The organism is Pedobacter lusitanus, assembly GCF_040026395.1.
Taxonomy (GTDB): domain Bacteria; phylum Bacteroidota; class Bacteroidia; order Sphingobacteriales; family Sphingobacteriaceae; genus Pedobacter; species Pedobacter lusitanus.
Genome location: NZ_CP157278.1, coordinates 1,380,932 through 1,403,404, shown reverse-complemented (window position 1 = coordinate 1,403,404; position 22,473 = coordinate 1,380,932). Strand labels below are relative to the sequence as shown.

General features: G+C 40.0%; 22 protein-coding genes. 9 read left to right on the top strand and 13 right to left on the bottom strand.

Annotation, left to right across the window (positions count from 1 at the left end; all coding sequences use genetic code 11):
• Positions 1–125 precede the first annotated feature (125 nt).
• The 3 genes from PL_RS05955 to PL_RS05945 form a co-directional block, all read right to left on the bottom strand.
• Positions 126–1,436: a M12 family metallopeptidase gene (locus PL_RS05955; RefSeq protein WP_082036007.1), complete on the bottom strand. Its 1,311-nt coding sequence runs from the start codon at positions 1,434–1,436 to the stop codon at positions 126–128.
• A gap of 193 nt (positions 1,437–1,629) precedes the next feature.
• The gene (locus PL_RS05950; protein ID WP_041884573.1) at positions 1,630–2,013 is read right to left on the bottom strand and encodes an SRPBCC domain-containing protein; all 384 of its coding nucleotides are present in this window, start codon (positions 2,011–2,013) and stop codon (positions 1,630–1,632) included.
• A gap of 53 nt (positions 2,014–2,066) precedes the next feature.
• Positions 2,067–3,257 (bottom strand): acyl-CoA dehydrogenase family protein, encoded by a 1,191-nt coding sequence (locus PL_RS05945; protein ID WP_041884574.1) that lies wholly within the window; start codon positions 3,255–3,257, stop codon positions 2,067–2,069.
• Positions 3,258–3,427: 170 nt separating this feature from the next.
• Between PL_RS05945 and PL_RS05940 the strand changes: the two genes are divergently transcribed.
• The 3 genes from PL_RS05940 to PL_RS05930 all read left to right on the top strand — a co-directional run bounded on the left by PL_RS05940 (position 3,428) and on the right by PL_RS05930 (position 5,889).
• A complete protein-coding gene (locus tag PL_RS05940) occupies positions 3,428–3,796 on the top strand; it encodes a dihydroneopterin aldolase (RefSeq protein ID WP_041884576.1) in 369 nt (122 codons plus the stop codon).
• 7 nt (positions 3,797–3,803) lie between these two features.
• Entirely contained in the window at positions 3,804–5,213 is a 1,410-nt protein-coding gene (locus PL_RS05935; RefSeq protein WP_052496488.1) for an FAD-binding oxidoreductase, read from the top strand.
• A 112-nt stretch (positions 5,214–5,325) separates the two neighbouring features.
• A complete protein-coding gene (locus PL_RS05930; RefSeq protein WP_348621213.1) occupies positions 5,326–5,889 on the top strand; it encodes a dihydrofolate reductase family protein in 564 nt (187 codons plus the stop codon).
• A gap of 1 nt (position 5,890) precedes the next feature.
• On the opposite strand, the gene PL_RS05925 is transcribed toward PL_RS05930, so the two are convergent.
• The gene (locus PL_RS05925; RefSeq protein WP_348621211.1) at positions 5,891–6,373 is read right to left on the bottom strand and encodes an acyl-CoA thioesterase; all 483 of its coding nucleotides are present in this window, start codon (positions 6,371–6,373) and stop codon (positions 5,891–5,893) included.
• Positions 6,374–6,448: 75 nt separating this feature from the next.
• On the opposite strand from PL_RS05925, the gene PL_RS05920 reads away from it, so the two are divergent.
• The gene (locus PL_RS05920; protein WP_041887236.1) at positions 6,449–6,883 is read left to right on the top strand and encodes an Hsp20/alpha crystallin family protein; all 435 of its coding nucleotides are present in this window, start codon (positions 6,449–6,451) and stop codon (positions 6,881–6,883) included.
• A gap of 120 nt (positions 6,884–7,003) precedes the next feature.
• On the opposite strand, the gene PL_RS05915 is transcribed toward PL_RS05920, so the two are convergent.
• Entirely contained in the window at positions 7,004–7,177 is a 174-nt protein-coding gene (locus tag PL_RS05915; RefSeq protein ID WP_160292153.1) for a hypothetical protein, read from the bottom strand.
• An 85-nt stretch (positions 7,178–7,262) separates the two neighbouring features.
• Entirely contained in the window at positions 7,263–8,168 is a 906-nt protein-coding gene (locus tag PL_RS05910; protein ID WP_160292154.1) for a hypothetical protein, read from the bottom strand.
• Positions 8,169–8,331: 163 nt separating this feature from the next.
• Between PL_RS05910 and PL_RS05905 the strand changes: the two genes are divergently transcribed.
• Entirely contained in the window at positions 8,332–8,976 is a 645-nt protein-coding gene (locus PL_RS05905; RefSeq protein WP_200890792.1) for a WG repeat-containing protein, read from the top strand.
• Between the two features lie 92 nt (positions 8,977–9,068).
• Here PL_RS05905 and PL_RS05900 read toward each other — a convergent pair whose 3' ends face one another.
• The 4 genes from PL_RS05900 to PL_RS05885 form a co-directional block, all read right to left on the bottom strand.
• Complete coding sequence (locus tag PL_RS05900) at positions 9,069–9,761, bottom strand: hypothetical protein (RefSeq protein ID WP_041885707.1); 693 nt, start codon at positions 9,759–9,761, stop codon at positions 9,069–9,071.
• 77 nt (positions 9,762–9,838) lie between these two features.
• Complete coding sequence (locus PL_RS05895) at positions 9,839–10,693, bottom strand: AraC family transcriptional regulator (protein ID WP_052496547.1); 855 nt, start codon at positions 10,691–10,693, stop codon at positions 9,839–9,841.
• Positions 10,694–10,786: 93 nt separating this feature from the next.
• Complete coding sequence (locus tag PL_RS05890) at positions 10,787–12,346, bottom strand: MDR family MFS transporter (protein ID WP_041885710.1); 1,560 nt, start codon at positions 12,344–12,346, stop codon at positions 10,787–10,789.
• Positions 12,347–12,507: 161 nt separating this feature from the next.
• Entirely contained in the window at positions 12,508–13,899 is a 1,392-nt protein-coding gene (locus PL_RS05885; protein ID WP_041885712.1) for an arginine decarboxylase, read from the bottom strand.
• 102 nt (positions 13,900–14,001) lie between these two features.
• Here PL_RS05885 and rocF point away from each other — a divergent pair, with 102 nt between their 5' ends.
• The 3 genes from rocF (at position 14,002) to PL_RS05870 (ending at position 18,199) form a co-directional block, all read left to right on the top strand.
• Positions 14,002–14,952: an arginase gene (gene rocF, locus PL_RS05880; protein ID WP_041885714.1), complete on the top strand. Its 951-nt coding sequence runs from the start codon at positions 14,002–14,004 to the stop codon at positions 14,950–14,952.
• A 4-nt stretch (positions 14,953–14,956) separates the two neighbouring features.
• The gene (gene argS / locus PL_RS05875) at positions 14,957–16,738 is read left to right on the top strand and encodes an arginine--tRNA ligase (RefSeq protein ID WP_041885721.1); all 1,782 of its coding nucleotides are present in this window, start codon (positions 14,957–14,959) and stop codon (positions 16,736–16,738) included.
• A 117-nt stretch (positions 16,739–16,855) separates the two neighbouring features.
• Positions 16,856–18,199, top strand: a complete 1,344-nt coding sequence (locus tag PL_RS05870; RefSeq protein WP_041885716.1) for a deoxyguanosinetriphosphate triphosphohydrolase — start codon at positions 16,856–16,858, stop codon at positions 18,197–18,199.
• Between the two features lie 115 nt (positions 18,200–18,314).
• Here the strand turns inward: PL_RS05870 and PL_RS05865 are convergent, their stop codons facing one another.
• Both PL_RS05865 and PL_RS05860 read right to left on the bottom strand, forming a co-directional pair.
• Positions 18,315–18,965, bottom strand: coding sequence for a DUF6266 family protein (locus tag PL_RS05865; protein WP_348621207.1), 651 nt, complete (start codon positions 18,963–18,965; stop codon positions 18,315–18,317).
• A 350-nt stretch (positions 18,966–19,315) separates the two neighbouring features.
• Positions 19,316–20,437, bottom strand: a complete 1,122-nt coding sequence (locus PL_RS05860) for an AI-2E family transporter (protein ID WP_041886935.1) — start codon at positions 20,435–20,437, stop codon at positions 19,316–19,318.
• A 96-nt stretch (positions 20,438–20,533) separates the two neighbouring features.
• Between PL_RS05860 and mnmE the strand changes: the two genes are divergently transcribed.
• Positions 20,534–21,904: a tRNA uridine-5-carboxymethylaminomethyl(34) synthesis GTPase MnmE gene (gene mnmE / locus PL_RS05855; protein WP_041886937.1), complete on the top strand. Its 1,371-nt coding sequence runs from the start codon at positions 20,534–20,536 to the stop codon at positions 21,902–21,904.
• Between the two features lie 311 nt (positions 21,905–22,215).
• On the opposite strand, the gene PL_RS05850 is transcribed toward mnmE, so the two are convergent.
• On the bottom strand, positions 22,216–22,452 hold the full coding sequence (locus PL_RS05850) for a helix-turn-helix domain-containing protein (protein WP_041886940.1): 237 nt from the start codon (positions 22,450–22,452) through the stop codon (positions 22,216–22,218).
• Between the last annotated feature and the right edge of the window lie 21 nt (positions 22,453–22,473).

Genomic DNA, 22,473 nt, shown 5'->3' with positions numbered 1-22,473 from the left:
GTTTAATTGTTTGAATAAGAGATTCAAACAAGATTTTTACCTATAAAAAAAGTGCAGGTTTAATGGCCTGCACTTTTTAAGTTAAATTTTCTGTTTTTACGGTTAAGCTTTCTGCAATCAACTTGCTATTGTACTTTTTTAAGCTTCCATTGCTGAGGATCTTTGCTGGTAAAAGCAATAATCTTTGCTCTTGCATGATCAACACTGGTACCGTCATTCTGTACATCCACATCTAAACTACTTTTAGCATCGGCTTTATTGATAAATCTGAAATATCCCGAAGTATAAGTTGGTACAATTCTCCATAACTGACTATCGGATTGATCAGCTGTGCTAACCAGGACAGAATCAAGCTTCTTAGCCAGTTGCTTTGTTTTGGCATTCTGAGGGATTATTTTGTAATAACCATCTCTCACGTGTTTAATTTCCCATTTCTGATTCAGGTTACTGCTATCCTTAGCGATAGTTACCTTGTTTCCTTTTCCATCCACCTGAAGATCTGTTCCTACAGCATGTTTAGCTTCGAACTGGTAGATGCCATCCGGAGTATAGGTGCCAATATTATATTTGTAATTGATACCCAGAATATCGGTTTGGGTCAGATTAGCTCTGTTATATGCCCAGCCAGTTCCATCTAATTTGGTTAATATGCCTGTTTGACTAGGATACATCATAATTGAACTATAGTCAAACGGACCTACACCAATAGCATTTGACTTGATCAGATACTGATACTTCCAGCTGGCCGACAGGGTAGAGGTGTTTACGATGGTAAATAAATCACGGTCTGAACGGGTTTGTTCATGTTGCAGACCAAGTGCATGGCCTATCTCATGTGCCACATTACCAGCTGTCCATCCGGCTTTCTTGGAAGGGTCGATTGAAAGTTCCATTCTGCCGCCAACTTTTCCTATACCGGAAGTAAAGGCGCTACCATCGCTGTTCTGTGTTAATTCAACATAATCCGGATGAGTTACATCATTACTGTCAATAGCAACAAATTCTAATCCTAAACCAGCATCGGTCCACATTTTAGTAGCAGTGTTCCACATGGTTTTTAAATTGTCGGGGATGCCTTTGGCAAATTTGTAATACAATTTTTTGCCGGTCCACATGTTACCGTCTACTGTACTTTCTGTTCTGGGTTCTCCTGGTAGAGAGATATCCTTTTTGTTCAGTACAACATCTCCTTCAAAAAGATAGCGGCCATTGTCAATTTCTAACAGGTCTACTAAATTTCCACGGTAATATGCCTGTATGGCATTTCCAGTGTTCTTTGGATAGTAGGTTTCTGCTTTGACACCAGTTTCTGAAGCCGAATTCGATAAGGAATTCTCTGCATCAATAGATTTTTTACAAGAGGAGAGTGAGCTGACTGTAATCAGAGCAGCAGCTCCCAGTCCGATTGCCATTTGGGTGAATGGTTTTCTTTTCATAGTAGTTTTAAATAGGTTTAATCACTAATATATCGTTATCGTAGCTAAAACGATTAAATATTACGTGAAAGCCTGTTTTACTGATGTGAAAAAAGATTTTTAACCCAAAAAAGCCTTATTTTCCTGATTCATGTTCCCTTATTTGGGTTGTATAGCAGAAAAACAAGGCTTTTGCAGCTGGTATTAGCGGGAATTACTCTTCTTCAAAGAAATCCTGTAATCCTCCGATATAATATTCGTTTAATCCTGTTGTAAAGTCTTCATAGTCCTCATCAGGGATATTTGTTTGTACAAATTCCAGAGAAGTTCCTTTCTTATCCGCATGAAGCTTTATCGTTACAATTGAAGGCTCATTTTCTTCCCCAAAGTACCATTGCTGTACAATTTTTTTACCATAGTCGAACTCCAGGTTCTTTCCAATGATATCTCCTTCCCATAAAGAGAATTCTGTGTCCGGCTGATCCGTAAATTCTACTTCAGCACCAGTCCATAACTGTATGCTTTGTGCTTTGGTCATGGCCAGATAAACCTCCTCAGGGGGAGCGGGAAGATAATAGTATTTTTTAAAGGTCTTCATTTGTAAGCTATTGTTTATTGATGTACAGGTTATGAATCGATCATAACCTTTTTTTATTTAAAAGCATTAATGCCTGTGACATCCATTCCTGTAATCAGCAAATGTATATCATGTGTACCTTCGTAGGTAACCACCGATTCCAGGTTCATCATATGGCGCATAATTGAATATTCACCAGTGATTCCCATACCGCCAAGCATTTGTCTCGCATTTCTGGCTATATCCAGTGCAATCTCCACACTGTTTCTTTTGGCCATAGAGATTTGTTCTGCCGTTGCTCTGTTCTCACTTTTCAGCACACCCAGTCTCCAGACTAACAGCTGACCTTTGGTGATTTCAGTAATCATCTCGGCCAGTTTCTTTTGCTGTAACTGGAAACCTCCGATAGGTTTCCCAAACTGGATACGCTCTTTGGAATAACGCAAAGCAGTATCGTAGCAGTCCATTGCAGCACCCAGGGCGCCCCAGGCAATACCGTATCTCGCCTGGTTTAAACAGCCCAGCGGACCTTTGAGACCAGAGATTTCCGGAAATATATTTTCTTTCGGAACTTTCACATTGTCAAATACCAGTTCGCCAGTGGCAGAAGCCCGAAGACTCCATTTATTGTGTGTCTCGGGAGTTGAAAAACCTTCCATTCCACGTTCAACCACCATTCCTCTTATTTTGCCGGCTTCATCCTTAGCCCAGACTACAGCGATATCTGCAAAAGGAGCATTGGAAATCCACATTTTAGCACCGTTTAACAGGTAGTGATCACCTTTGTCTTTGATGTTGGTCACCATACCACCAGGGTTTGATCCGTGATCCGGTTCAGTTAAACCAAAACAGCCCATCATCTCTCCGGTAGCCAGTTTGGGCAGATATTTACGACGTTGTTCTTCTGAACCATAAGCGTAAATAGGGTACATGACTAAAGATCCCTGTACAGAGGCTGTAGAACGGATACCAGAGTCTCCGCGTTCTAATTCCTGCATCAGGATACCATAGGCGATATAATCCAGTCCTGCGCCACCATATTCCACAGGAATAGTAGGTCCGAAAGCACCAATTTCGCCAAGACCTTTGATTAAGTGTTTTGGGAATTCTGCTTTCTGTGCATAATCTTCTATTACCGGACTGATTTCTTTCTTTACCCAGTCACGGGCTGTTTGTCTGATCAGTTTGTGCTCTTCAGACAGAAATTCGTCTAACAGATAATAATCGGGTGCTTCATAAAGGTCTTTCTTTCCTGATTTGTTCATGGTTTACACAATATTTGGTTGAGCTGGCTTGCTGCCCGGCAACATTATATAAATCTTTTCGTATTATTATATAACTATTATCCGAAGCTTGTTTTCAAAGGTAATAATTTCGTGTAATGGCTGGCTAAAACCAATCAAAAAATTAATTTTGTTGCACAAATCCGATCTTTATGTATTTACAAACTGTTGCTTTAAATGATGTAAAATGTTTTGCTCTTCATGGCTATTATCCGGAAGAGCAACTTACAGGAACCGAGTTTCTGGTAAGTGTCGAAGTAACTTTTCTCCCTTCGGGCGATACTGAGGACTTACAGAAAACCGTGAACTACGAAATCCTGAATAACATTATCCTCGAAGAAATGAGGAATACCAAAAAAATGCTTGAATCTGTTGTTAAATTGATTTTAGACAGAACTATTTCGAGTTTTCCATTTGTACTGACTGCAGTGGCTGGCATCAAAAAAATGCATCCGCCTATGCCAGGAGAGATCCACCATTCTTTTGTTCAGTTATCCTATACGTCCGAAAAGAAACATTAAAATATATATGTCCAACCTTCCTAGTTATACAAAGATAGATCCCGGGTTTCTGGCCCAGCTTGTTTCAGTTTTGGGTGCAGAAAATGTATTCACTGATAACGTTTCGTTAGCCGATTACAGTCATGACGAAACTGAGGATCTTCATTATGAGCCTGAAGTTGTCGTTAAGCCGGTTGATACAGCCGCTGTATCCGCATTACTGAGGCTTTGTAATACGCATCATGTCCCGGTTACACCAAGAGGTGGCGGTACCGGACTGAGTGGTGGAGCATTGCCGGTTTATGGTGGTGTGTTGTTATCTATGGAGCGCTTCAAAGCTATTATTTCTATTGATACAGAAAACCTGCAGGCTACTGTAGAACCGGGTGTAATTACCGAAGAGTTTATGAATGCGGTGGATGCACAGGGACTGTTGTATCCTGTTGATCCCTCAAGCAAAGGTTCCTGTTTTATTGGCGGGAATGTGGCTCACGGCTCAGGAGGGCCAAGGGTGGTGAAATATGGAACGATAAGGGAATATATCCTGAACCTGGAAATTGTTTTACCTACCGGCGAAATCATCTGGACGGGAGCAAATACACTTAAATATGCTTCAGGATATAATCTTACACAATTGATGATTGGTTCTGAAGGAACGTTGGGAGTGGTTACTAAAATTGTAACCAAACTGGTTCCCAAAGTACAGAATACAGTAGTAATGCTGGGATCTTTTGCCGAAAATGAGCAGGCCTGTGCTGCGGTATCCGCAATTTTCAGAGCAGGAATTACGCCTTCGGCTCTGGAGTTTATGGAGCGCAGAGGAGTAGAGTGGGTCGTACAGTATGATGATATTCATTTTGATATTAAGGATGGCATAAATGCTTATCTGATGATAGAAGTTGACGGAGATAACCTGGATGCCATATTTAAGGATTGCGAAAAAGTAAATACGGTACTGGAAGAGTTTGGCTGTTCTGATGTGCTTTTTGCAGATACAGCAGGCCAGAAAGAAGAATTGTGGCGTATGCGCAGAACAATGGCCGAATCGGTGAAGTCTAATTCTGTTTATAAAGAAGAGGATACAGTTGTACCCAGAGCTGCATTACCAAAGTTAATCGGCGGGATTAAAGAAATTGGTTCCAGATATGGCTTTGAAAGTGTTTGTTACGGACATGCTGGTGATGGGAATCTGCATATCAATATTATCAAAGCAGGGATGAGTGATGAAGACTGGAAAAACAAACTGAAAGATGGTATTGTAGAATTGTTTGAGTTGACTGCTGCATTAGGAGGGACAATTTCCGGAGAACACGGAATAGGCCTTGTTCAGAAAGATTTTATGTCTATTAAATATAGTGAGGTCAACCTTAATTTAATGAGAGGGATTAAAAATGTCTTTGACCCGAATGGAATCTTAAATCCAGGGAAAATATTCTAGTTTTTTTATGGCATAAATTACCTCCTGATTGGTCGTGAATACACCCTCATTATCCTAAAGAATCTGTAGATATTTGTGATAACGAGGGTGTTATCAATTTAAAATTACTGCTATGCGAAAATTGAAATTACAGATGCAAATGACCATTGATGGCTTTGTAGCTGGACCAAATGGTGAACAGGATTGGGTTTTATTGGCCAAACCAGATGAATTAGGCTTCCAAAAGGTAATTGAGCTGGCCGACAGCTGCGATACACTATTAATGGGACGCAAGATGACTAAAGGATTTATCGGTTACTGGGAAAATCTGGCAGACAATGAGCCTGATAACCCGGCACGGCCTTTAGCACAACTCATCGTCAATATGAGAAAGATTGTTTTCAGTCGGACAGAGACATTTATTGCCGGCAGAAATGTGGAAGTGGAAAATGGCGATCTGGCTACTGTTGTACGGGCACTGAAAAAAGAACCAGGCAAGGATATTATGGTTTATGGTGGTGCCGATTTTGTCAGATCACTGATCAGCGAAGATCTTATTGATGAGTATTTTATTGTCAGAAATCCAGTCGCAATCGGAAATGGACTTTCTATTTTTAATGACCGGAAAAAATTAGAGCTGGTAGATTCAATCACTTTTAAAAACGGGAAAATACTGAATAAATACCTGCCGGTGTAAGTTAAAGCTGCTCAAAGGCAATCATTTTCTCTCTTTCTGTATCTGGTATAGGGATAGCTTTCTTCGTGGAATGTGAAAAGGCCACGCAGACGGTTTTTCCCTTACTGCAAATTTCCTCTTCGCCGTTAACATGTTTTACAATCATATAATCCAGATCAAAACTGCTGTTACCAATTCTTGACGTTCGTACATAGATACTTATTTTATCTTCTATAAGAACAGGGTTGATAAACTCCATAGAGGCCTGCGCAATCACAATGCCTGTCTCTCTCCAATTCCATGATATCGCATTATTCCAGTATTTTGTACGTGCAACTTCTATATAGGTGAAATATATGGCATTGTTCACGTGACCGAGCATATCAAAGTCTGCAAAACGTGTTTCTATCTCTGTTTTATACTTAAAACTGTCTAAATTACCTAGATTAACTGACTTTTTGTCTGTCTGTTTTGTTTTTGAATGCCAAAATGTCTTAAATATCATGAATTATTGGATTGGTATAAGAGTTGAACAGGTGGTTATATATTTAAAAATAAAAAATTAAAGGAGATTATAGCCATGACATTAGTAAATTTTAACAACCGTACAAGAAGCCACGCACCTTACTTTAACAATGTTTTTGATTCTTTGTTCAGTGAAGCGCTAAATAAAAATTATACTATAAATAAAGTTCCTGGAGTAAATATTCTGGAATCTGAAAGTAATTATACCATCGAAATGGCAGCACCTGGTTTAGAAAAAAGTGATTTTCAGATTAACCTGAAAAAAGACACGCTTTCTGTATGGGCTGAGAAAAAAGAAGCAGATGGTGCAGTAAAGAAAAATTATAGCAGAAAAGAATTCGATTATTTGTCTTTTGCAAGGTCGTTTAATTTGCCTGAAAGTGTTGATGCGGAGAAAATTTCTGCGGAATATGTGAACGGGATTTTGACGATTGCAATTGGGAAAAAGGTTGAAGTGAAGGAAGAAAATAAAGAGATTAAAGTTCTTTAAGTAATTCCGAAAGAAATCCTCTTTTCTGTTTCTAAGGAAAGGGGAAAATAAAATCGCCTGACACCTTTACGAACTACGCCCATGAAGAATGGCCAATGTTCGTAAAGGTGTCAGGCGATTTTATTTTTTCACCAGTATTCCACCCTTAGAAAATGTAAAAGCTGGATCTCTTTCTACATGTTGGTTGCAGGGTGCATAATGATTTGCTTGTTGGATGGCTATTTGGTTTACTTGTTGAATGGCCATTTGATTTGCTTGTTGGATGGCTATTTGATTTACTTGTTGGATGGCCATTTGGTTTGCTTGTTGGATGGCTATTTGGTTTACTGGTTGGATTACTATTAGGTTTGCTTTTTGACTAATTCTAAGATAGCCGGATTTAAATCACCTCAAATAAATGATCAAATAAGCTTGATTTTGTGATTACTACCCGATTTGATAGAGACATTAGATAATCTCTTTTTTGTTCGATATTCACCAGGCCAAACCAATTTGCAAAGCATTCAAAAAAACGTATTGCGTAAGCGTTATGATAATCTTTTATAGCTTCATTATTCATGTTTTCCTGATAGCTGTTCCATAACTCTTTTTCTAATGCCCTGATTATCTTTAAACTGTAAAACTCACTGGTATTGGACTTCATACCGTATTTTGATAATAAAACCAATGAATAAGCCCATCCCAGATTGCCACATTTTCCGTTGTCCTCAAGATCGTAAAAATTCGCCCAGTGAAAGTGGCTTGTAAAGTATGTGAGCAGATTATTAAAGCGGGTTGCCTTTGAGAATAGTATGAATTTCTCCCCATACTTGGTTAATGACAATCTATTGTTACGTTTTTTTAAAATTCCTTCATCTAATAGGTATTGTTTCAAAGGCCATATATAAGGAATTTCATCTTCTGTTACCTTCTTTACAAAATGCACGTATTCCCATTTTATCAGGTTTTGGTTATGAAGTAATTCACATACTTTTACTGGAAGATTACCTTTGGTGGTTAGTTTCAAAGTGCCGCTATTCCATATTTCTGAAATCAACAATTCTGATAGTCTAAATATTGGGACTTGATCGAGATAATCATCCATTCCCTTACGTAATTGCAATATTCCACCTGCCGTAAATGGTGAATGAAGCAAAGCATTCATCTGTTCTGGACTTAATCCATCAAAATCTGCTATTGGACTATTGTTTATTTTATCCTGATATTCAATCATCAGTTTATTCAACTCATCTATTGTAAGTCTACCGCTTTGGGCTTGTGGGTAATCTTCAAAGAATGAATTCATGAAATCATCGGTCATATTATTTATATCATTCCTTTTATTTGATAAATATAAATAAATAGTACAAGATTTCAAGAGTCTTTAGGCAGTCTATAACTTACTATCTGGAGTTAATTGTTTTTTTTGGAAAAACAATTTTATCTTGACCGGGATTTGAAAGATGAATATGTTGAAGAGATTGTTAACGCCACTGGTCATGTTTTTTGCACTAACCACCTTTGCCCAGAAAAAAGAAACTGCTTCTGACCCGGAAAAAAGAACGGATTTTTTACTGTCTTATACAGTGAAAACAAAAGATGGTGAACGCCTGGGCTACAAAAACCGCCACGGTAAAGTCGTTATTCCAGCACAATACTTCTCAGGCTTTGAACCGGATACACTCTATGAGCATACGTTTGTTTCCGGTAAAAATGGAGTACAGGGAATTGACAGGACAGGGAAGGTAATTCTAATCCCGTTTATTTATGATAATGGTCCCGATTACCCACAGGAAGGACTTTTTCGCTTTGTAGAGAATAATAAAATAGGATTCGCTGATCTAAACTGGAAAAAAGTTATTCCGGCCGCTTTTGATTTTGCCGAACCGTTTAAAGGTGGAATAACCAAATATACACTGGGAGGCCACAAAGTTATGGACGGCGAACACTGGTACTGGACCGGAGGATATGAGGAAGGATACATCAATCAATGGCAGCAACGCTTTTCTAAAGTGACTGGACTCAAAGCGGGAAAAAGAGAAGCCTGGACCAAAGAAGGAAAACATGTTCTGCTAAATCAAACAGGGAAGATTATTAAAGTTTTTCCGATGTAATAGTTCCAGGTTAACTATCCGGAACTTATCATCATAAACCTGCTCAATGACAGTAAATAACCTATAGGGTAAATAATCTCCCACCACATTACTCAGGACCAAAATCCCTTTACACGTGTATTGGGTAAACCCAGGCTTCTTAATAACGTACGTAACTCAGCAACCATACCTTGATTTCCTACCAGATAAAACCAGGTGTGCGCAGTGTTATAGCTCTGTTTCTTCAGCCAGCTAATCAATTCACTTCGCTTAGTCAGTGTAGTTACCGGAGAGGAGAAGTAATCCTTAAACAATTGTCCGGTATGCGGATTATCCAAGAGCACGGCTCCATCAAAACGGGTAGATGGCAGGGTCAGCTGCTGCATAGCCAACAGATGTCCAAGACTACTGGCATCGCCGAGAGCAACAATGAAATCCGTAGGATGTGGTGACTGATGTGTGCTTTCTATCTTCAGGTATTGAATGCGATCCCCGGTACGAAGCCGTTTCGCCCACTCACTCCCAGGTCCCTCATGTGCTGTATCAACAAGTAATGAGCAGGTATTCGTTTCCGCATCCCAGCCAAATGGTGTATAATCCCTGAAGGATAAATTGCCAACCCGGAATTTTATATAAGGCACTTCAATCCAATGCTGGATATCGGCAAATGGTAAATGCAGATCAATCTCTATCATAGCCGAGGACTCCCAGGCACGTACCTCCAGCACCCGACCGGTTTTAAGCAGCTGCAACTCAATGAGCCTGCCGGCTTTGTTTTTAATTTGTTGTAAAATAGACGTTTCCATGTTATATGTTTTTGAATGATACAAAGAAACCTGCTTTTAACGCCAAAAGAAATAGTCACTTCGCTGTAATGATTGGATTATTTGCGGTATTGATCGCGAAAAGCAATCGCTGTTGTGCCACTCTGTTTGCGAAACAGACGGGAAAAATAGGAGTGATCAGCATAACCCAGCTCATGGGCAATCTCTTTAACTGTAAGCCGGCTATAGTACAAAAGACGTTTGGCCTCGGTCATCACTTCCTGGTGTATCCAGTAACTTACTGGAAATCCCGTGGTTTTCTTAAGCACCTCATTCAGATAAGACTCTGATACATTTAACCTGGATGCATAGTCTGCAGGACTTTTGATAGACCGTAATTCAGTCGTCAGCAGGTTTTTAAACTGACCGGAGATTTCAGCCCGCCGTGATACTTTTAAGTTAAGACCTGAATGTTCATTATAATGACCAGCTACAATGGCTAAAAATGATTGTAGCAGGGCATGGATAACAGGTGCATAAAAGGGATCGGTATCGCTCTCTTTATATTTTTCATGAAACAATGTCATCAGGTTATTGCATTGCTTAAGCTGAACCTCATTGAGTTCATAAGGCCGTTGAAGCAATAACCCGCGTTCAAATACATTTCTGCATTCCTGAGGAATCAGCGCAATGTCAACAGCGAGATACCAGCCATCTACATTCACAGTGCGGATACGGTGATGTACCTGGGTTGGGAGAATATAATAAAGCATGCCTCCCAACAATTGAACTTCTTTAAAATCAATCATCAGATTGCCGGAACCAGTTTCCAGCAAAAAGAAAATATAGTGATCATCGCGGTGAGCCCCGTCAGTATCCGGATCATCTACCTGATGATCTTCCCTCCTGAATTTCTTAATCTGTAAACCAGAACTGGTTCTGTCTTGTAATATATGCAGAGGGATAGTCTTCATAAGTCAAATTTAATTATTTTCAATAGGTTTGGTAACGGATATGTTTTGCTGTAGCGATAAGTTTACCATCACGATTGTCGCGTTTGCATTAAGCTAGTGCGCATCGGGTACAGTTAACTTTCCGGCTTTTGCTTTTTCCCGTTTTTTTATCGTCATCAGGACCAGTGGGATACAACAGGCATTTAGCAGCGCTAACAGAAAAAAAGCATCCATATAACTGAGCAAAAAACTTTGTTTAACCACCGTGTTTTCCAGTGCACCCAGGGATTGCTGTACTGCACGAAGGTAAGTAGAGCCATGTGCCATAAAATTGCGGATCAAAATTTCCTGCCGCATCATCGTAAGCGGATCTGAAGTTGTAACATGTGTGATTAATGCAGTACGGTTATTAGCCTCGCGATGTGCGATATAGGTGTTTATTAAAGCAATGCCGAACGAACCGCCCATCTGACGCATCATATTATTCAGGGCCGCTCCCTGTGGGATCTCAGCTGGTTTGAGTTCTGATACCGCAAGTGCCGTTAAAGGGACAATCAATAATGCAGCGCCAAGACCCCTGCATACCAAAGGGATAAAAAAGTAAGCACTGCCGGTTTCCAGATTCGACCCCGACATCATATAGCCGAATACGGCAGACATACCGAAACCCAGAATAATCAGGTATTGCGGACGAATACCACTTTGAAGCATTTTGCCCAGAAATGGAGAGATCATAGCAGCCATCAAAGTGCCCGGCAAAAGCATGGTTCCCGTCTGGAAAGCAGAATAGCCAATGATACGTTGCGCATACAGCGGAAAAACAAATACTGCACTGAACAATCCGAAGCCCAAAACAAAAGTCATAATAGCCGAGATGGACAAGGTTGCACTCTTCAATACCCGCAGGTTGATCACCGGGAATGGTGTTTTAAGTTCCCACCAGACCAGTACAGTTAGCGAAATGATTGATAGGGTGGTTAATACAATAATATAAGTGGCCGAGAACCAGTCATCCGTTTCGCCGCGTTCCAGCACCACCTGCAGTGAACCTACGCCTGCAGCGAGCAGAAAAATTCCGGGCCAGTCGATACTTCGGCCGTCATCTGATTTTTTAGTAGGTTTAAGATAGATGTAAGAGAGCAGGGCTGCTAAGATCCCGATAGGAATATTCACATAAAAGATCCATTGCCACGACAGGTTATCTACAATGTAACCGCCCATTACCGGACCGATAGAAGGACCGATAATGATCCCAAGACTGAATATACCACTCGCAGTTGCGCGCTCTTTTGCAGGAAAGGTTTCAAACAGAATGGATTGTGATGTAGAGAGTAAAGCACCACCACCAATTCCCTGGAAAAACCGGAATGCAACCAGCTCCCAAAGATTATCCGAGAAGCCGCATAGGGCAGAGGCTACGGTAAACAAAACGATTGAACCTATGTAATACTGCTTCCTGCCAATCTTTTCCGCTAAAAAGCTGGTCATAGGGATAATGATCACGTTGGCAATCGCATAGGACGTAATCACCCAGGCCGTATCTTCTAACGCTGCACCTAAATTACCACTCATCGTATTGATAGATACGTTAACGATGGTAGTATCAATTAATTCAATAATAGTTGAAGTGATGATCGTAGCAACGATAATCCATTTTCTGAAACCGGTTTCCATGTATCTTGTTTTTTAACGATGCAAAGAAAACGGATATTCAGAGCCGGCGAAATAGATCCTTCGGTGTATTGATAGGACTATTTACGGTTTTCTGAAATAAAAAAATCCCGCTCTTTCCAGAACGGGATTTGATGTTTTTATGATACCGGTATAACCCGGGGCTAGGTATAACCCAGAATTTTCAGAACCTGCTTGCTGTTTTGCTCTTCTCCAAATACCTCAAAGTTGAAAGTCTCATCGCGGTTACGACGGATAATCACATGTTTCGGACTTGGTAACAGGCAGTGGTGAATTCCACCATATCCGCTCAGTACTTCCTGGTAAGCCCCTGTATTAAAGAAACCAAGATATTGTACTTTACGTGTTTTTGGCATAAATACCGAGTTCATATGCGCTTCCTGGTTGTAGTAATCCTGACCATCGCAGGTAATACCACCAAGATTGACTCTTTCGTATTCCGCATCCCAGTTATTGATAGGAAGCAGGATGTATTTCTGGTTTAAAGCCCATACATCAGGAAGATTAGTGATGAATGAACCATCAAGCATCAACCATTTTTCACGGTCATTCTGCTGTTTACGTCCCAATACTTTATAAAGTATACCAGATGCTTCTGCAACTGTGTATTTACCAAATTCAGTAATGATATCCGGTTCTACTACATCGTGTTCAGCACAAATTTCTTTGATACGTTTAACGATCTCGTTAACCATGTATTCATAATCAAAGTCGAATACCAGGGAGTCTTTGAATGGCATACCACCACCAATATCTAAAGTATCCAGCTCAGGATTGATTTTTTTGAATTTACAGTAAAGGGTTACGTATTTCTCCAGCTCATTCCAGTAGTATGGAGAATCCGTAATCCCAGAGTTGATAAAGAAATGCAGTAATTTAACCCTGAAGTTAGGGTTTGCAGAGATTTTATTGTTGTAGAACTCAATTACATCTTCCATACGTACACCTAAACGGGAAGTATAGAATTGCGAGTCCGGCTGCTCTTCTGCGGCAATACGGATACCTAAATTACAAGGTGTTTCCAATTCCACTTCGTCATCAAAAAGATTGAATTCTTCTTTGTTGTCTAATACGGGAATGATGTTCTTGTATCCGTCATGCAACATATCAATGATATATTGTTTGTACTGATACGTTTTAAAACCATTGCAAATAACGGTGATGTCTTTGGTCAGGGCTCCTTTTTTCTCAAGGGCCTCAATCATCGGCATGTCGAACGCGGACGATGTCTCTAAGTGAATGCCATTCTTTAAAGCTTCTTCAACAATGTGTCTGAAGTGTGAGCTCTTTGTACAATAGCAATACTTGTAATCTCCACGGTAATTGTTCTTGATGATCGCAGTCTGAAACAACAGTTTCGCCTGCTGGATTTTTTTAGTGATCATCGGAAGATAAGTGAAACGCAATGGTGTACCATAAGTTTCAATCATTTCCATTAAATTCAGATCCTGAAAGTATAGTTCGTCATCTATGACACTGTATCCTTCTTGAGGAAAACCTACACTTAGATCAAGAAATTCGGAGTAACTCTGCATTTTTTATATTTTTGAACAATTATTTAAAGGGTTGACAAATTAAAATGAGTTAATTTTGGTGCCAAAGATAAACACTTTAAAATACACTGGTAATTTTATTTTATGACGAAGAGCTTAAAGATTATAGAAGTTAAGTCGGAGTTGGGCGCAGGTACACGTGGTGCCAGCCTGGGCGTTGACGCGATAAAGATTGCCGCACTAGATTTTGGGAGTAGATTTTTTAAAAAACATAAGTCAGTTGAGGTTCCGAATGAGAACCATTTATTGCTTGAAAACACCGGTAGCCCGTTCGCAAAGCGGATTTCCGGAATTTTAACCATGGTAGAAAGAGTTGCTGATGAAGTGACCGAAACTCTGGGAAGAAACGAGTTTCCAATTGTTTTAGCCGGCGACCACAGCACAGCTGCAGGTACAATCACAGGAATAAAAAAAGCATATCCTAAATCGAAATTAGGTGTAATCTGGATCGATGCACACTCAGATATGCACTCTCCTTATACTACACCGTCCGGAAATATGCACGGAATGCCTCTTGCTATGGTGCTTGATGAGGACAATCTTGATGCTAAAGTTAATGAACTTGACCAGGAGACACTAAACTACTGGTATCAGTTAAAAAATGTAGGTAAAATTGCACCGAAGATTAGTTATAGCGATCTTGTGCTGATTTCTGCGCGGGATATGGAGAAACCGGAAGAGTCTTTACTGCGGAAAAACAAAGTAAAGATGTACAGCACTGCTGAAGTCCGGAAAAGAGGAGTAGAAAGAATCGTTATTGAAACCATGCAATATCTGGATCAATGCGATTTGATTTATGTATCTTTTGATGTGGATTCTATGGATCCTACAGCTTCAAGAGGTACCGGAACCCCGGTAGCTCAGGGGCTTACTGAACGTGAAGCAGGTGGACTGATGTCCAGATTCCTTGCTTATCAAAAGGTATGTTGTTTTGAGATAGTAGAAGTTAATCCCACCCTTGACCGGGAAAATCAAATGGCTGAGCACGCATTTGAGATTTTAATTAAGGCAACGAATGCCTTTAGAAACGAATAGAATTATGAATATCCAACAACATATTATTACCGCGACTGTTAACGCAGTCAAAGAACTATACCAACAGGATTTACCGGAATCACAAGTGAGTCTTCAGGATACGCGCAGCGAATTTGAAGGCGAAATCACTATCGTTGTGTTTCCTGTAGTCCGCTTTTCTAAAAAATCACCTGAAGTAACTGCTACCGAACTTGGGGAATACCTTAAAGCACATATCGAAGAGGTTACTGCTTTTAATGTGGTAAAAGGGTTTTTAAACCTGAGCATCGCCACAACTTACTGGGTTGATCTTTTCCAGACTGACCTGCTTAAGGAAGAATTTGGTACGATTCCATCAACAGGAAAAAAAGTAATGGTCGAATATTCTTCGCCAAATACGAATAAACCACTTCATTTAGGACACGTACGTAATAACTTATTAGGCTATTCTGTTTCTGAACTGCTTAAAGCAAACGGGGCAGAGGTATTTAAGGTTAACCTTGTCAACGACAGAGGTATACACATCTGTAAATCTATGCTGGCCTGGCAGAAATGGGGCAACGGAGAGACTCCTGAAAGCTCTGGCTTAAAAGGCGATCACCTGGTTGGCAAGTATTATGTGATCTTCGATAAAGAATACAAAAAGGAAATCGAAACACTTAAAGAAGCTGGTCAGACTGAAGATGAAGCTAAAAAGAATGCGCCTTTAATCAAAGAAGCTCAGGCTATGTTATTAGCCTGGGAAGCTGGTGATGAAGCGGTTATCACATTGTGGAAGAAAATGAACGGGTGGGTTTATGATGGCTTCGCTGTAAGTTATAAAAACCTGGGTGTTGATTTTGATCAGTATTATTATGAAAGTAATACATACCTACTGGGCAAAGATACTGTCGAAGAAGGCCTGGCCAAAGGTGTTTTCTTTAAGAAACCTGATGGTTCAGTATGGATCGACCTGACTGAAGATGGTCTGGATCAGAAACTGGTGCTGCGTGCGGATGGTACTTCTGTTTATATCACCCAGGATCTGGGAACTGCCCAGATGAAATTTGATGACTTCAAAATGGACGAGTCTATTTATGTGGTAGGTAACGAGCAGGATTATCATTTTAAGGTTTTATTCCTGATTTTAGATAAGTTAGGTAAAAGCTGGGCGAAAGGATTATATCATTTATCTTATGGAATGGTCGATCTGCCCAGCGGAAAAATGAAATCCCGTGAAGGTACTGTAGTTGATGCGGATGACCTGATCGCTGAAATGATCGCCACTGCTAAACAGAAAACTGAAGCACTGGGTAAAGTTGATCATTTTGAGGAGGAAGAAAAAGCAAGTCTTTACTATAAAATTGGTATGGGCGCGTTGAAATACTTCCTGCTAAAGGTTGAGCCTAAGAAACGTTTGTTATTTGATCCTGCAGAGTCTATCGACTTCCAGGGGAATACAGGGCCGTTTATTCAATATACGCATGCAAGGATTAAATCGCTGTTAAGCAAAGCGGATTATAAAAAAGGGGAGCATGTAGCCAATGATATCGAATTATCAGCTACTGAGCTTGAAATGATAATTTTATTATCAGGATATCCTGCAGAGATCGCTGCTGCGGCTAAAGCTTTCAGCCCGGCAAGTTTAGCCAACTACATTTATGAGGTAGCTAAAATGTTCAATAAATTCTATCATGAGATTCCACCGATTGTGAAAGAAGAGAACGCAGCCATGAAACAGCACAGATTAAACCTGAGCTGGGTAACTGCTAATATTCTGAAATCAGGAATGCGCATTTTAGGAATTGAGGTTCCTGAAAGAATGTAATCATACCTTTCTGCATAATAATTATGCAATTTTAATAAAAGAGGTGCTATTAAATGAGCACCTCTTTTTTTTTGCGCCCGAATAAAAGTAATATTGCGGCTCATTATTTTATCTTTTATGAATTGGAAAAAATTATTGTCTGCTAAGCGTTGGGGAAATGAAGATCGTTTTGCCGGAAATGAAAAAGAGGCAAGATCTGAGTTTCAGCGTGACTATGACAGAATTATCTTTTCTTCTCCATTCAGGAGGTTACAGAACAAAACACAGGTATTCCCTTTACCGGGAAGTGTGTTTGTTCATAACAGACTGACTCATAGTTTGGAAGTGGCAAGTGTAGGGAGATCTCTGGGAACTATTTTTTATAACAGAATGAAAGAGGCTGATCCGAATATAGATGAAACCTGTCCTTTACTGGTAGAGGTTGGTAATATCATTGCTTCGGCTTGTCTGGCACATGATCTGGGAAATCCGGCTTTCGGACATTCCGGCGAATCCGCTATCTCTCATTATTTTACTACCGGAGACGGGAAAATTTATAAAGACAGGGTCAGTGAGGCGCAGTGGGAAGACCTGATCAATTTTGAAGGAAATGCGAATGCACTAAGAATATTGACTCATGCTTTTGCCGGAAAAGGTACGGGCGGCTTTGCTTTGACCTATGCGACACTGGCTTCGATTGCAAAATATCCCTGCGCTGCTGTAGCAGGGCACGACAGAACGAATATTTATACCAAGAAATATGGCTTTTTCCAGGCCGAACAAAGTGGATTTAAGAAGATAGCGGAAGAAATGGGGCTGATCAGGGTTCAGGATGAACCGCTGGTTTATAAGCGCCATCCACTGGTTTACCTGGTTGAAGCTGCGGATGATATTTGTTATAATATCATTGATCTGGAAGATGCACACCGCCTCAAAATTCTTTCTTATGAGGAGGTGGAAAGTCTGCTTCTTCCTTTATGTAATGATGTGAAATTGCCGGCACGTTTAGCTGAAATGGAGGATGATGATGCAAAGATTACGCTGATGCGTGCAAAATCTATCAGTACATTAATCGGGCAATGTTCTCAGGTATTTTATGATAACCAGGAAGCTATTTTAAATGGTGACTTTAATGTGAGTTTAATGGATGCGATTCATGAGCCTTTCTTATCCATTATGAAGTATATCGAGCGGATCTCTATCAAAAAGATTTATAATTACTCTTCTGTTGTACAGATCGAGGTTGCCGGTTATAAGGTTATGGGAGGCTTGCTGGAAGAGTTTATTCCTGCTTATCTGAATAATGAGTCGAAGTATCATAAAAAACTGGTTGAGCTGATACCTAATCAGTTTAAAACGAAAGAGACGGATGATTATACAAAGATACTTTGTGTGCTGGATTTCGTTTCCGGTATGACCGATATTTATGCGGTTGAAATGTTTAGAAAAATAAAGGGTATATCGTTTCCTTCGATGAGCTAGAAAGGTTTTTATAGTGTAAAGCTACGGCTCTGTTGTAGCCGTTGCAAAGTATTATACGGAATGGCTGAATGACTCTGGAGGAGTTGTTCGGCCATTCGTTTTTTGGTATGGTGGGCTAGGTTATGAATCTGCCGCAATACACACTTTTAGATACTTTGTCACTCATGACATCTTTAAAGGCTATAAATACTTCGTAAGTATTCTTTTTCAGGTAAAAAGGATCGAGGTAAAAGGTGTCTTTTAACTCGTCTCTGCGGGCGCCACTGTAATTGATATGGGGGCGCCTGTAGGTTTTACTGTATAACAGGATAATGGCTCTGTCATTTGGATTGCTTTCTGCGGTCTTATCCTTGTCCCAGGTGAAATGAAAGGCGTTTTCTGCTACCTGAACGGTTACATTTTCTGGCTTTTGCAGTGGCCCGTCGGCGACTAAAATAGTGTCCCAGCTGATCTCCTGGTTAGGAAATTCACCCTTTATACCTGTTAACAGGTTGGCAGATTTGGCTGCATTGTTTGCCGTAATGTTCCTGCCTGCGGCTATTTGTTTGAAACCCGTTCTTAAGAAGGGCTTAACAGCATTTAAAAACGGACTTAACACTTTCATTTTATTAGCCTGAGCCTGCTGAGGTATAGTTCTTGGCCTTTTTTTGCGGGGTTTGGCGGGTAATGAACGAGCGCATACCTTGTTCTTCCAGGTATAAATAACGACGTTTCCGATTCTTCCTCTGATACCTGCCAGTACGGTGCCTTCCTGTATAATTGCCATAATAGATCTGATTGGTGTTACAATATAGGGGAAAAGGTGTTCTGGAATTATAGTTATAAGTGTATAAATAAGAAATTATTAAAAGCTTATTCAGCTGTTATTCGAATGGAGCTGAACTTTGTCTGTATAGCCTCTGAACCTTGTCTGAATGATGTCTGAACAAGGTATGGGTAGTGTGCTTATTATCAGTGAGTTGCAAAGGTGATTTTTTAGATGTTTTTCGGTTGTTTTTTTAGCCGGTTTTGGAAGGTAATTCCGGGTTTTGAAGCGCTTATAAAAGGGGTGTTTACAACAAAACCACAAAGATTGCTCTTCGTGGTTTTGTCGTGAAATAATTTTTAGAAATCTGGTTAATCTTTTTGCGTTCCTGATGTTAATTCAACAGGGCCTTTTCGCCTGAAACCGGGAAAAGTCATTGGGCTTTTTGCCGGACGCTCATCTCCAAAAAGTACACCCCATTGTTTAAATGATTCTGTTCTGTCAAAGATGACTTTAAGAACGGCGATCAATGGCATGGCTAAAAACATCCCGGAAACTCCGGCAACGCTGCCGCCGACAACTACGCCTAAAATCGCCATCAGGGCATTGATTTTTACTTTTGAACCAACTATTCTTGGCATCAGAATATTATTGTCGAGGAACTGAACTGCAGCAATTACTGCTAAAACTGTAACCACCGGTGCCAGGGAGGTTGAGGCGGTTATGGTGAGCAGTACGCCGATAATGTTCCCTATTAAGGCACCTACATAAGGGATAAGGTTAAGGATGGCAAAGATAATTCCGATCAGTAAAGCGTGCTGAATACCGAAAAGCATTAATAAACCTCCCAGAAGGATCGTCATATAGGTAATCTGGATCAGCAGACCTACCAGATAGTTTTTGATAATAGATTCAGTTTCATAGATCGCGTCTTTAACTTTTGGATGATCTGTTGTTTTAAACCACATGAAAATGAAACGTAACAGAATGTCTTTATAGAAAAGCATCAGATAAATATAGATCGGCAGCAGACCGACAAATACGAATAAAGAGCTCAACGTTACTGCTGCGCCACTTGCCATGCCTCCGGCCATATTTAGCAGGTCATTGCTCTTCTTGTTGATGAAATTCATTTGTTCGGTAGGTGAGTAACTGCTCACACTACTGATCCATTCACTTAGTGATTTTAAGTGCTGGGCCATGTTTTTCTTAATCTCAGGGAAATCTGAAACGAGGTTTCCTACCTGAGCGGTAAAGAACCAGGCGATTAATCCGATAAAAATTACCACCAGAAGGATAGGGAAAATAATAGCTATGATTTCCGGAACTTTATATTTTCTCAGAAAACGATAGACCGGAAGGAGCATGATACTGATAAAAAATGCCATGATAACGGGCATGATAATATCGCTTGCAACAACAAATAACGCACCGATAAGCACCAGACCGAGTAATTCAATGGACCGCCTGACGGTGAGGGGTAATTCTTTCATATTGTAATGTAAATGTTAATTTTCAATGGTTAAACATGAAAAGATAGGAAATGTTTGGGTATTTTTGCGCAATCTTAAATCTAAGTTCTGTCCGTTATGATTACAAATGAAACAATAGTAGCTTTATCAACCCCACCTGGATCGGGTGCCATTGGTGTAATCCGTTTATCCGGGAAAGATGCTATTGAGATCACCAATTCCGTATTTAGCGGAAAAAATCTGTTAAACCAACCTACGCATACCCTGCATTTCGGACTGATCAAAGATGGCGACATCGTGATTGACGAAGTGGTCGTGAGTTTGTTCGTTGGTCCTAAATCTTATACTAAAGAAAATGTAGTGGAGATCTCCTGCCACGGATCAAATTATATCATCCAGCAGATTATTAATTTATTAATCAAAAAGGGTGCTTCTGCAGCTAAACCGGGAGAATTTACGCTAAGGGCATTTTTAAATGGTGCAATGGATTTGTCTCAGGCGGAAGCTGTAGCAGATCTGATTTCGTCAGATTCACAGGCTGCGCATAGTGTGGCGATGAATCAGTTGAGAGGTGGTTTTAGTACGGAACTGAATATTTTAAGGGAACAGCTGATCCATTTTGCTTCGATGATCGAATTGGAACTGGATTTTTCTGAAGAGGATGTTGAGTTTGCAAACAGGGATCAGTTACAGGACCTGATTAATAAGATTACAATAGTATTGAATAAACTGATCCGTTCTTTTGAATTAGGGAACGTGATTAAGGAAGGGATTAATACGGTGATTGCCGGAAGACCTAATGCGGGTAAATCTACGTTATTGAATGCGCTGCTGAATGAGGACAGGGCAATTGTTAGTGAGATCGCCGGAACGACCAGGGATACGATTGAGGAAGTTTTGAATATCAATGGTATCAATTTCAGATTAATTGATACTGCGGGGATCAGGGAGGCTACGGATACGATTGAAGCGATAGGGGTAGAGAAGACGATGCAGAAGATTAGTCAGTCTGCAGTGCTGGTTTATTTATTCGATGTATTGAATCTGACAGCAAGTGAGATTAAGGACGATATTGCAAGATTGTATAAACCAGGTTTGACTTTCATAGCTGTTGCGAATAAAATTGATTTGTCGTTTAATGACAGGTTGAAAGAACTGAATTTACCTGCGGAGATCAGGTTCATAGGGATTTCTGCGAAGGAAAATCAGAATGTGGAGGAGCTGAAGGAGTTGCTGTATGAGACTGTGATTGGGGATAAACTTTCGGATAATCATACGCTGGTTACTAATATCAGACATGTGGAAGCACTGAGGAAGACTCAGGATTCGTTGAATAGCGTTTCTCAGGGGTTGATCAATCCGGTTACTTCGGACTTTTTAGCGATGGATATTAAGCAGGCGCTTTATTATTTGGGAGAGATTACCGGTAAGGTTACTACTGATGATTTGCTGGAGAATATATTTAGTAAGTTTTGTATTGGTAAATAGGTGTTATAACTAGCTGATAATCAATACTTTAGTAAGTTATTTCCAAGAACTTACCGAAGTATTGTTGGGTATTGTAAGTAGCTGTAATCTAGTTGATTACGGTTATTTTTTTTGTCTTTTTTTTAGTGAAATTCTTTATTTTTGGCAATTTTTGTACCTCATTTGTTCCTCAGATTACTTATTTGTTATCGCCAAATTCCATAAGAAATGCATGTCTCTTATAGATGCTTATATATACTTATTGATGCTTATCTGATCAAAATAAGGGTAAATAACTAAAGATGATTTGATAGGTTTACCTTGCTAAGGTTTTATACGTTGGAGTCTGCACCGTCTCTTTTAATTAAAACCTCAAGATCTACTTCCAGACCATCAGCTATTTCATAGAGATAATAATAGGTGGGGTTTATATTACCCGCCTCTAATCTCTGCACAGATTGTTGGTCTTTGCCAATGGAATGGGCAAGTTGTTTTTGAGAAATACCCTTCTTATTACGTATTTCACGTATCCTGGCACCAAGATTTTTAAGTAGAGTTTCCTTTTCCATTGGAAGCGTAAAAGAAGGGCA

Coding starts and splice junctions, on each gene's coding strand:
- PL_RS05930 (WP_348621213.1), top strand. CDS start 5,326: ATGCGAAAATTGAAATTACAGATGCAAATGACCATTGATGGCTTTGTA.
- PL_RS05925 (WP_348621211.1), bottom strand. CDS start 6,373: ATGATATTTAAGACATTTTGGCATTCAAAAACAAAACAGACAGACAAA.
- PL_RS05860 (WP_041886935.1), bottom strand. CDS start 20,437: ATGAAAGAATTACCCCTCACCGTCAGGCGGTCCATTGAATTACTCGGT.
- PL_RS05870 (WP_041885716.1), top strand. CDS start 16,856: ATGAATTGGAAAAAATTATTGTCTGCTAAGCGTTGGGGAAATGAAGAT.
- PL_RS05895 (WP_052496547.1), bottom strand. CDS start 10,693: ATGAAGACTATCCCTCTGCATATATTACAAGACAGAACCAGTTCTGGT.
- PL_RS05910 (WP_160292154.1), bottom strand. CDS start 8,168: ATGAATTCATTCTTTGAAGATTACCCACAAGCCCAAAGCGGTAGACTT.
- rocF (WP_041885714.1), top strand. CDS start 14,002: ATGACGAAGAGCTTAAAGATTATAGAAGTTAAGTCGGAGTTGGGCGCA.
- argS (WP_041885721.1), top strand. CDS start 14,957: ATGAATATCCAACAACATATTATTACCGCGACTGTTAACGCAGTCAAA.
- PL_RS05900 (WP_041885707.1), bottom strand. CDS start 9,761: ATGGAAACGTCTATTTTACAACAAATTAAAAACAAAGCCGGCAGGCTC.
- PL_RS05915 (WP_160292153.1), bottom strand. CDS start 7,177: ATGGCCATCCAACAAGTAAATCAAATAGCCATCCAACAAGCAAATCAA.
- mnmE (WP_041886937.1), top strand. CDS start 20,534: ATGATTACAAATGAAACAATAGTAGCTTTATCAACCCCACCTGGATCG.
- PL_RS05850 (WP_041886940.1), bottom strand. CDS start 22,452: ATGGAAAAGGAAACTCTACTTAAAAATCTTGGTGCCAGGATACGTGAA.
- PL_RS05885 (WP_041885712.1), bottom strand. CDS start 13,899: ATGCAGAGTTACTCCGAATTTCTTGATCTAAGTGTAGGTTTTCCTCAA.
- PL_RS05940 (WP_041884576.1), top strand. CDS start 3,428: ATGTATTTACAAACTGTTGCTTTAAATGATGTAAAATGTTTTGCTCTT.
- PL_RS05955 (WP_082036007.1), bottom strand. CDS start 1,436: ATGAAAAGAAAACCATTCACCCAAATGGCAATCGGACTGGGAGCTGCT.
- PL_RS05950 (WP_041884573.1), bottom strand. CDS start 2,013: ATGAAGACCTTTAAAAAATACTATTATCTTCCCGCTCCCCCTGAGGAG.
- PL_RS05865 (WP_348621207.1), bottom strand. CDS start 18,965: ATGGCAATTATACAGGAAGGCACCGTACTGGCAGGTATCAGAGGAAGA.
- PL_RS05945 (WP_041884574.1), bottom strand. CDS start 3,257: ATGAACAAATCAGGAAAGAAAGACCTTTATGAAGCACCCGATTATTAT.
- PL_RS05920 (WP_041887236.1), top strand. CDS start 6,449: ATGACATTAGTAAATTTTAACAACCGTACAAGAAGCCACGCACCTTAC.
- PL_RS05935 (WP_052496488.1), top strand. CDS start 3,804: ATGTCCAACCTTCCTAGTTATACAAAGATAGATCCCGGGTTTCTGGCC.
- PL_RS05890 (WP_041885710.1), bottom strand. CDS start 12,346: ATGGAAACCGGTTTCAGAAAATGGATTATCGTTGCTACGATCATCACT.
- PL_RS05905 (WP_200890792.1), top strand. CDS start 8,332: ATGTTGAAGAGATTGTTAACGCCACTGGTCATGTTTTTTGCACTAACC.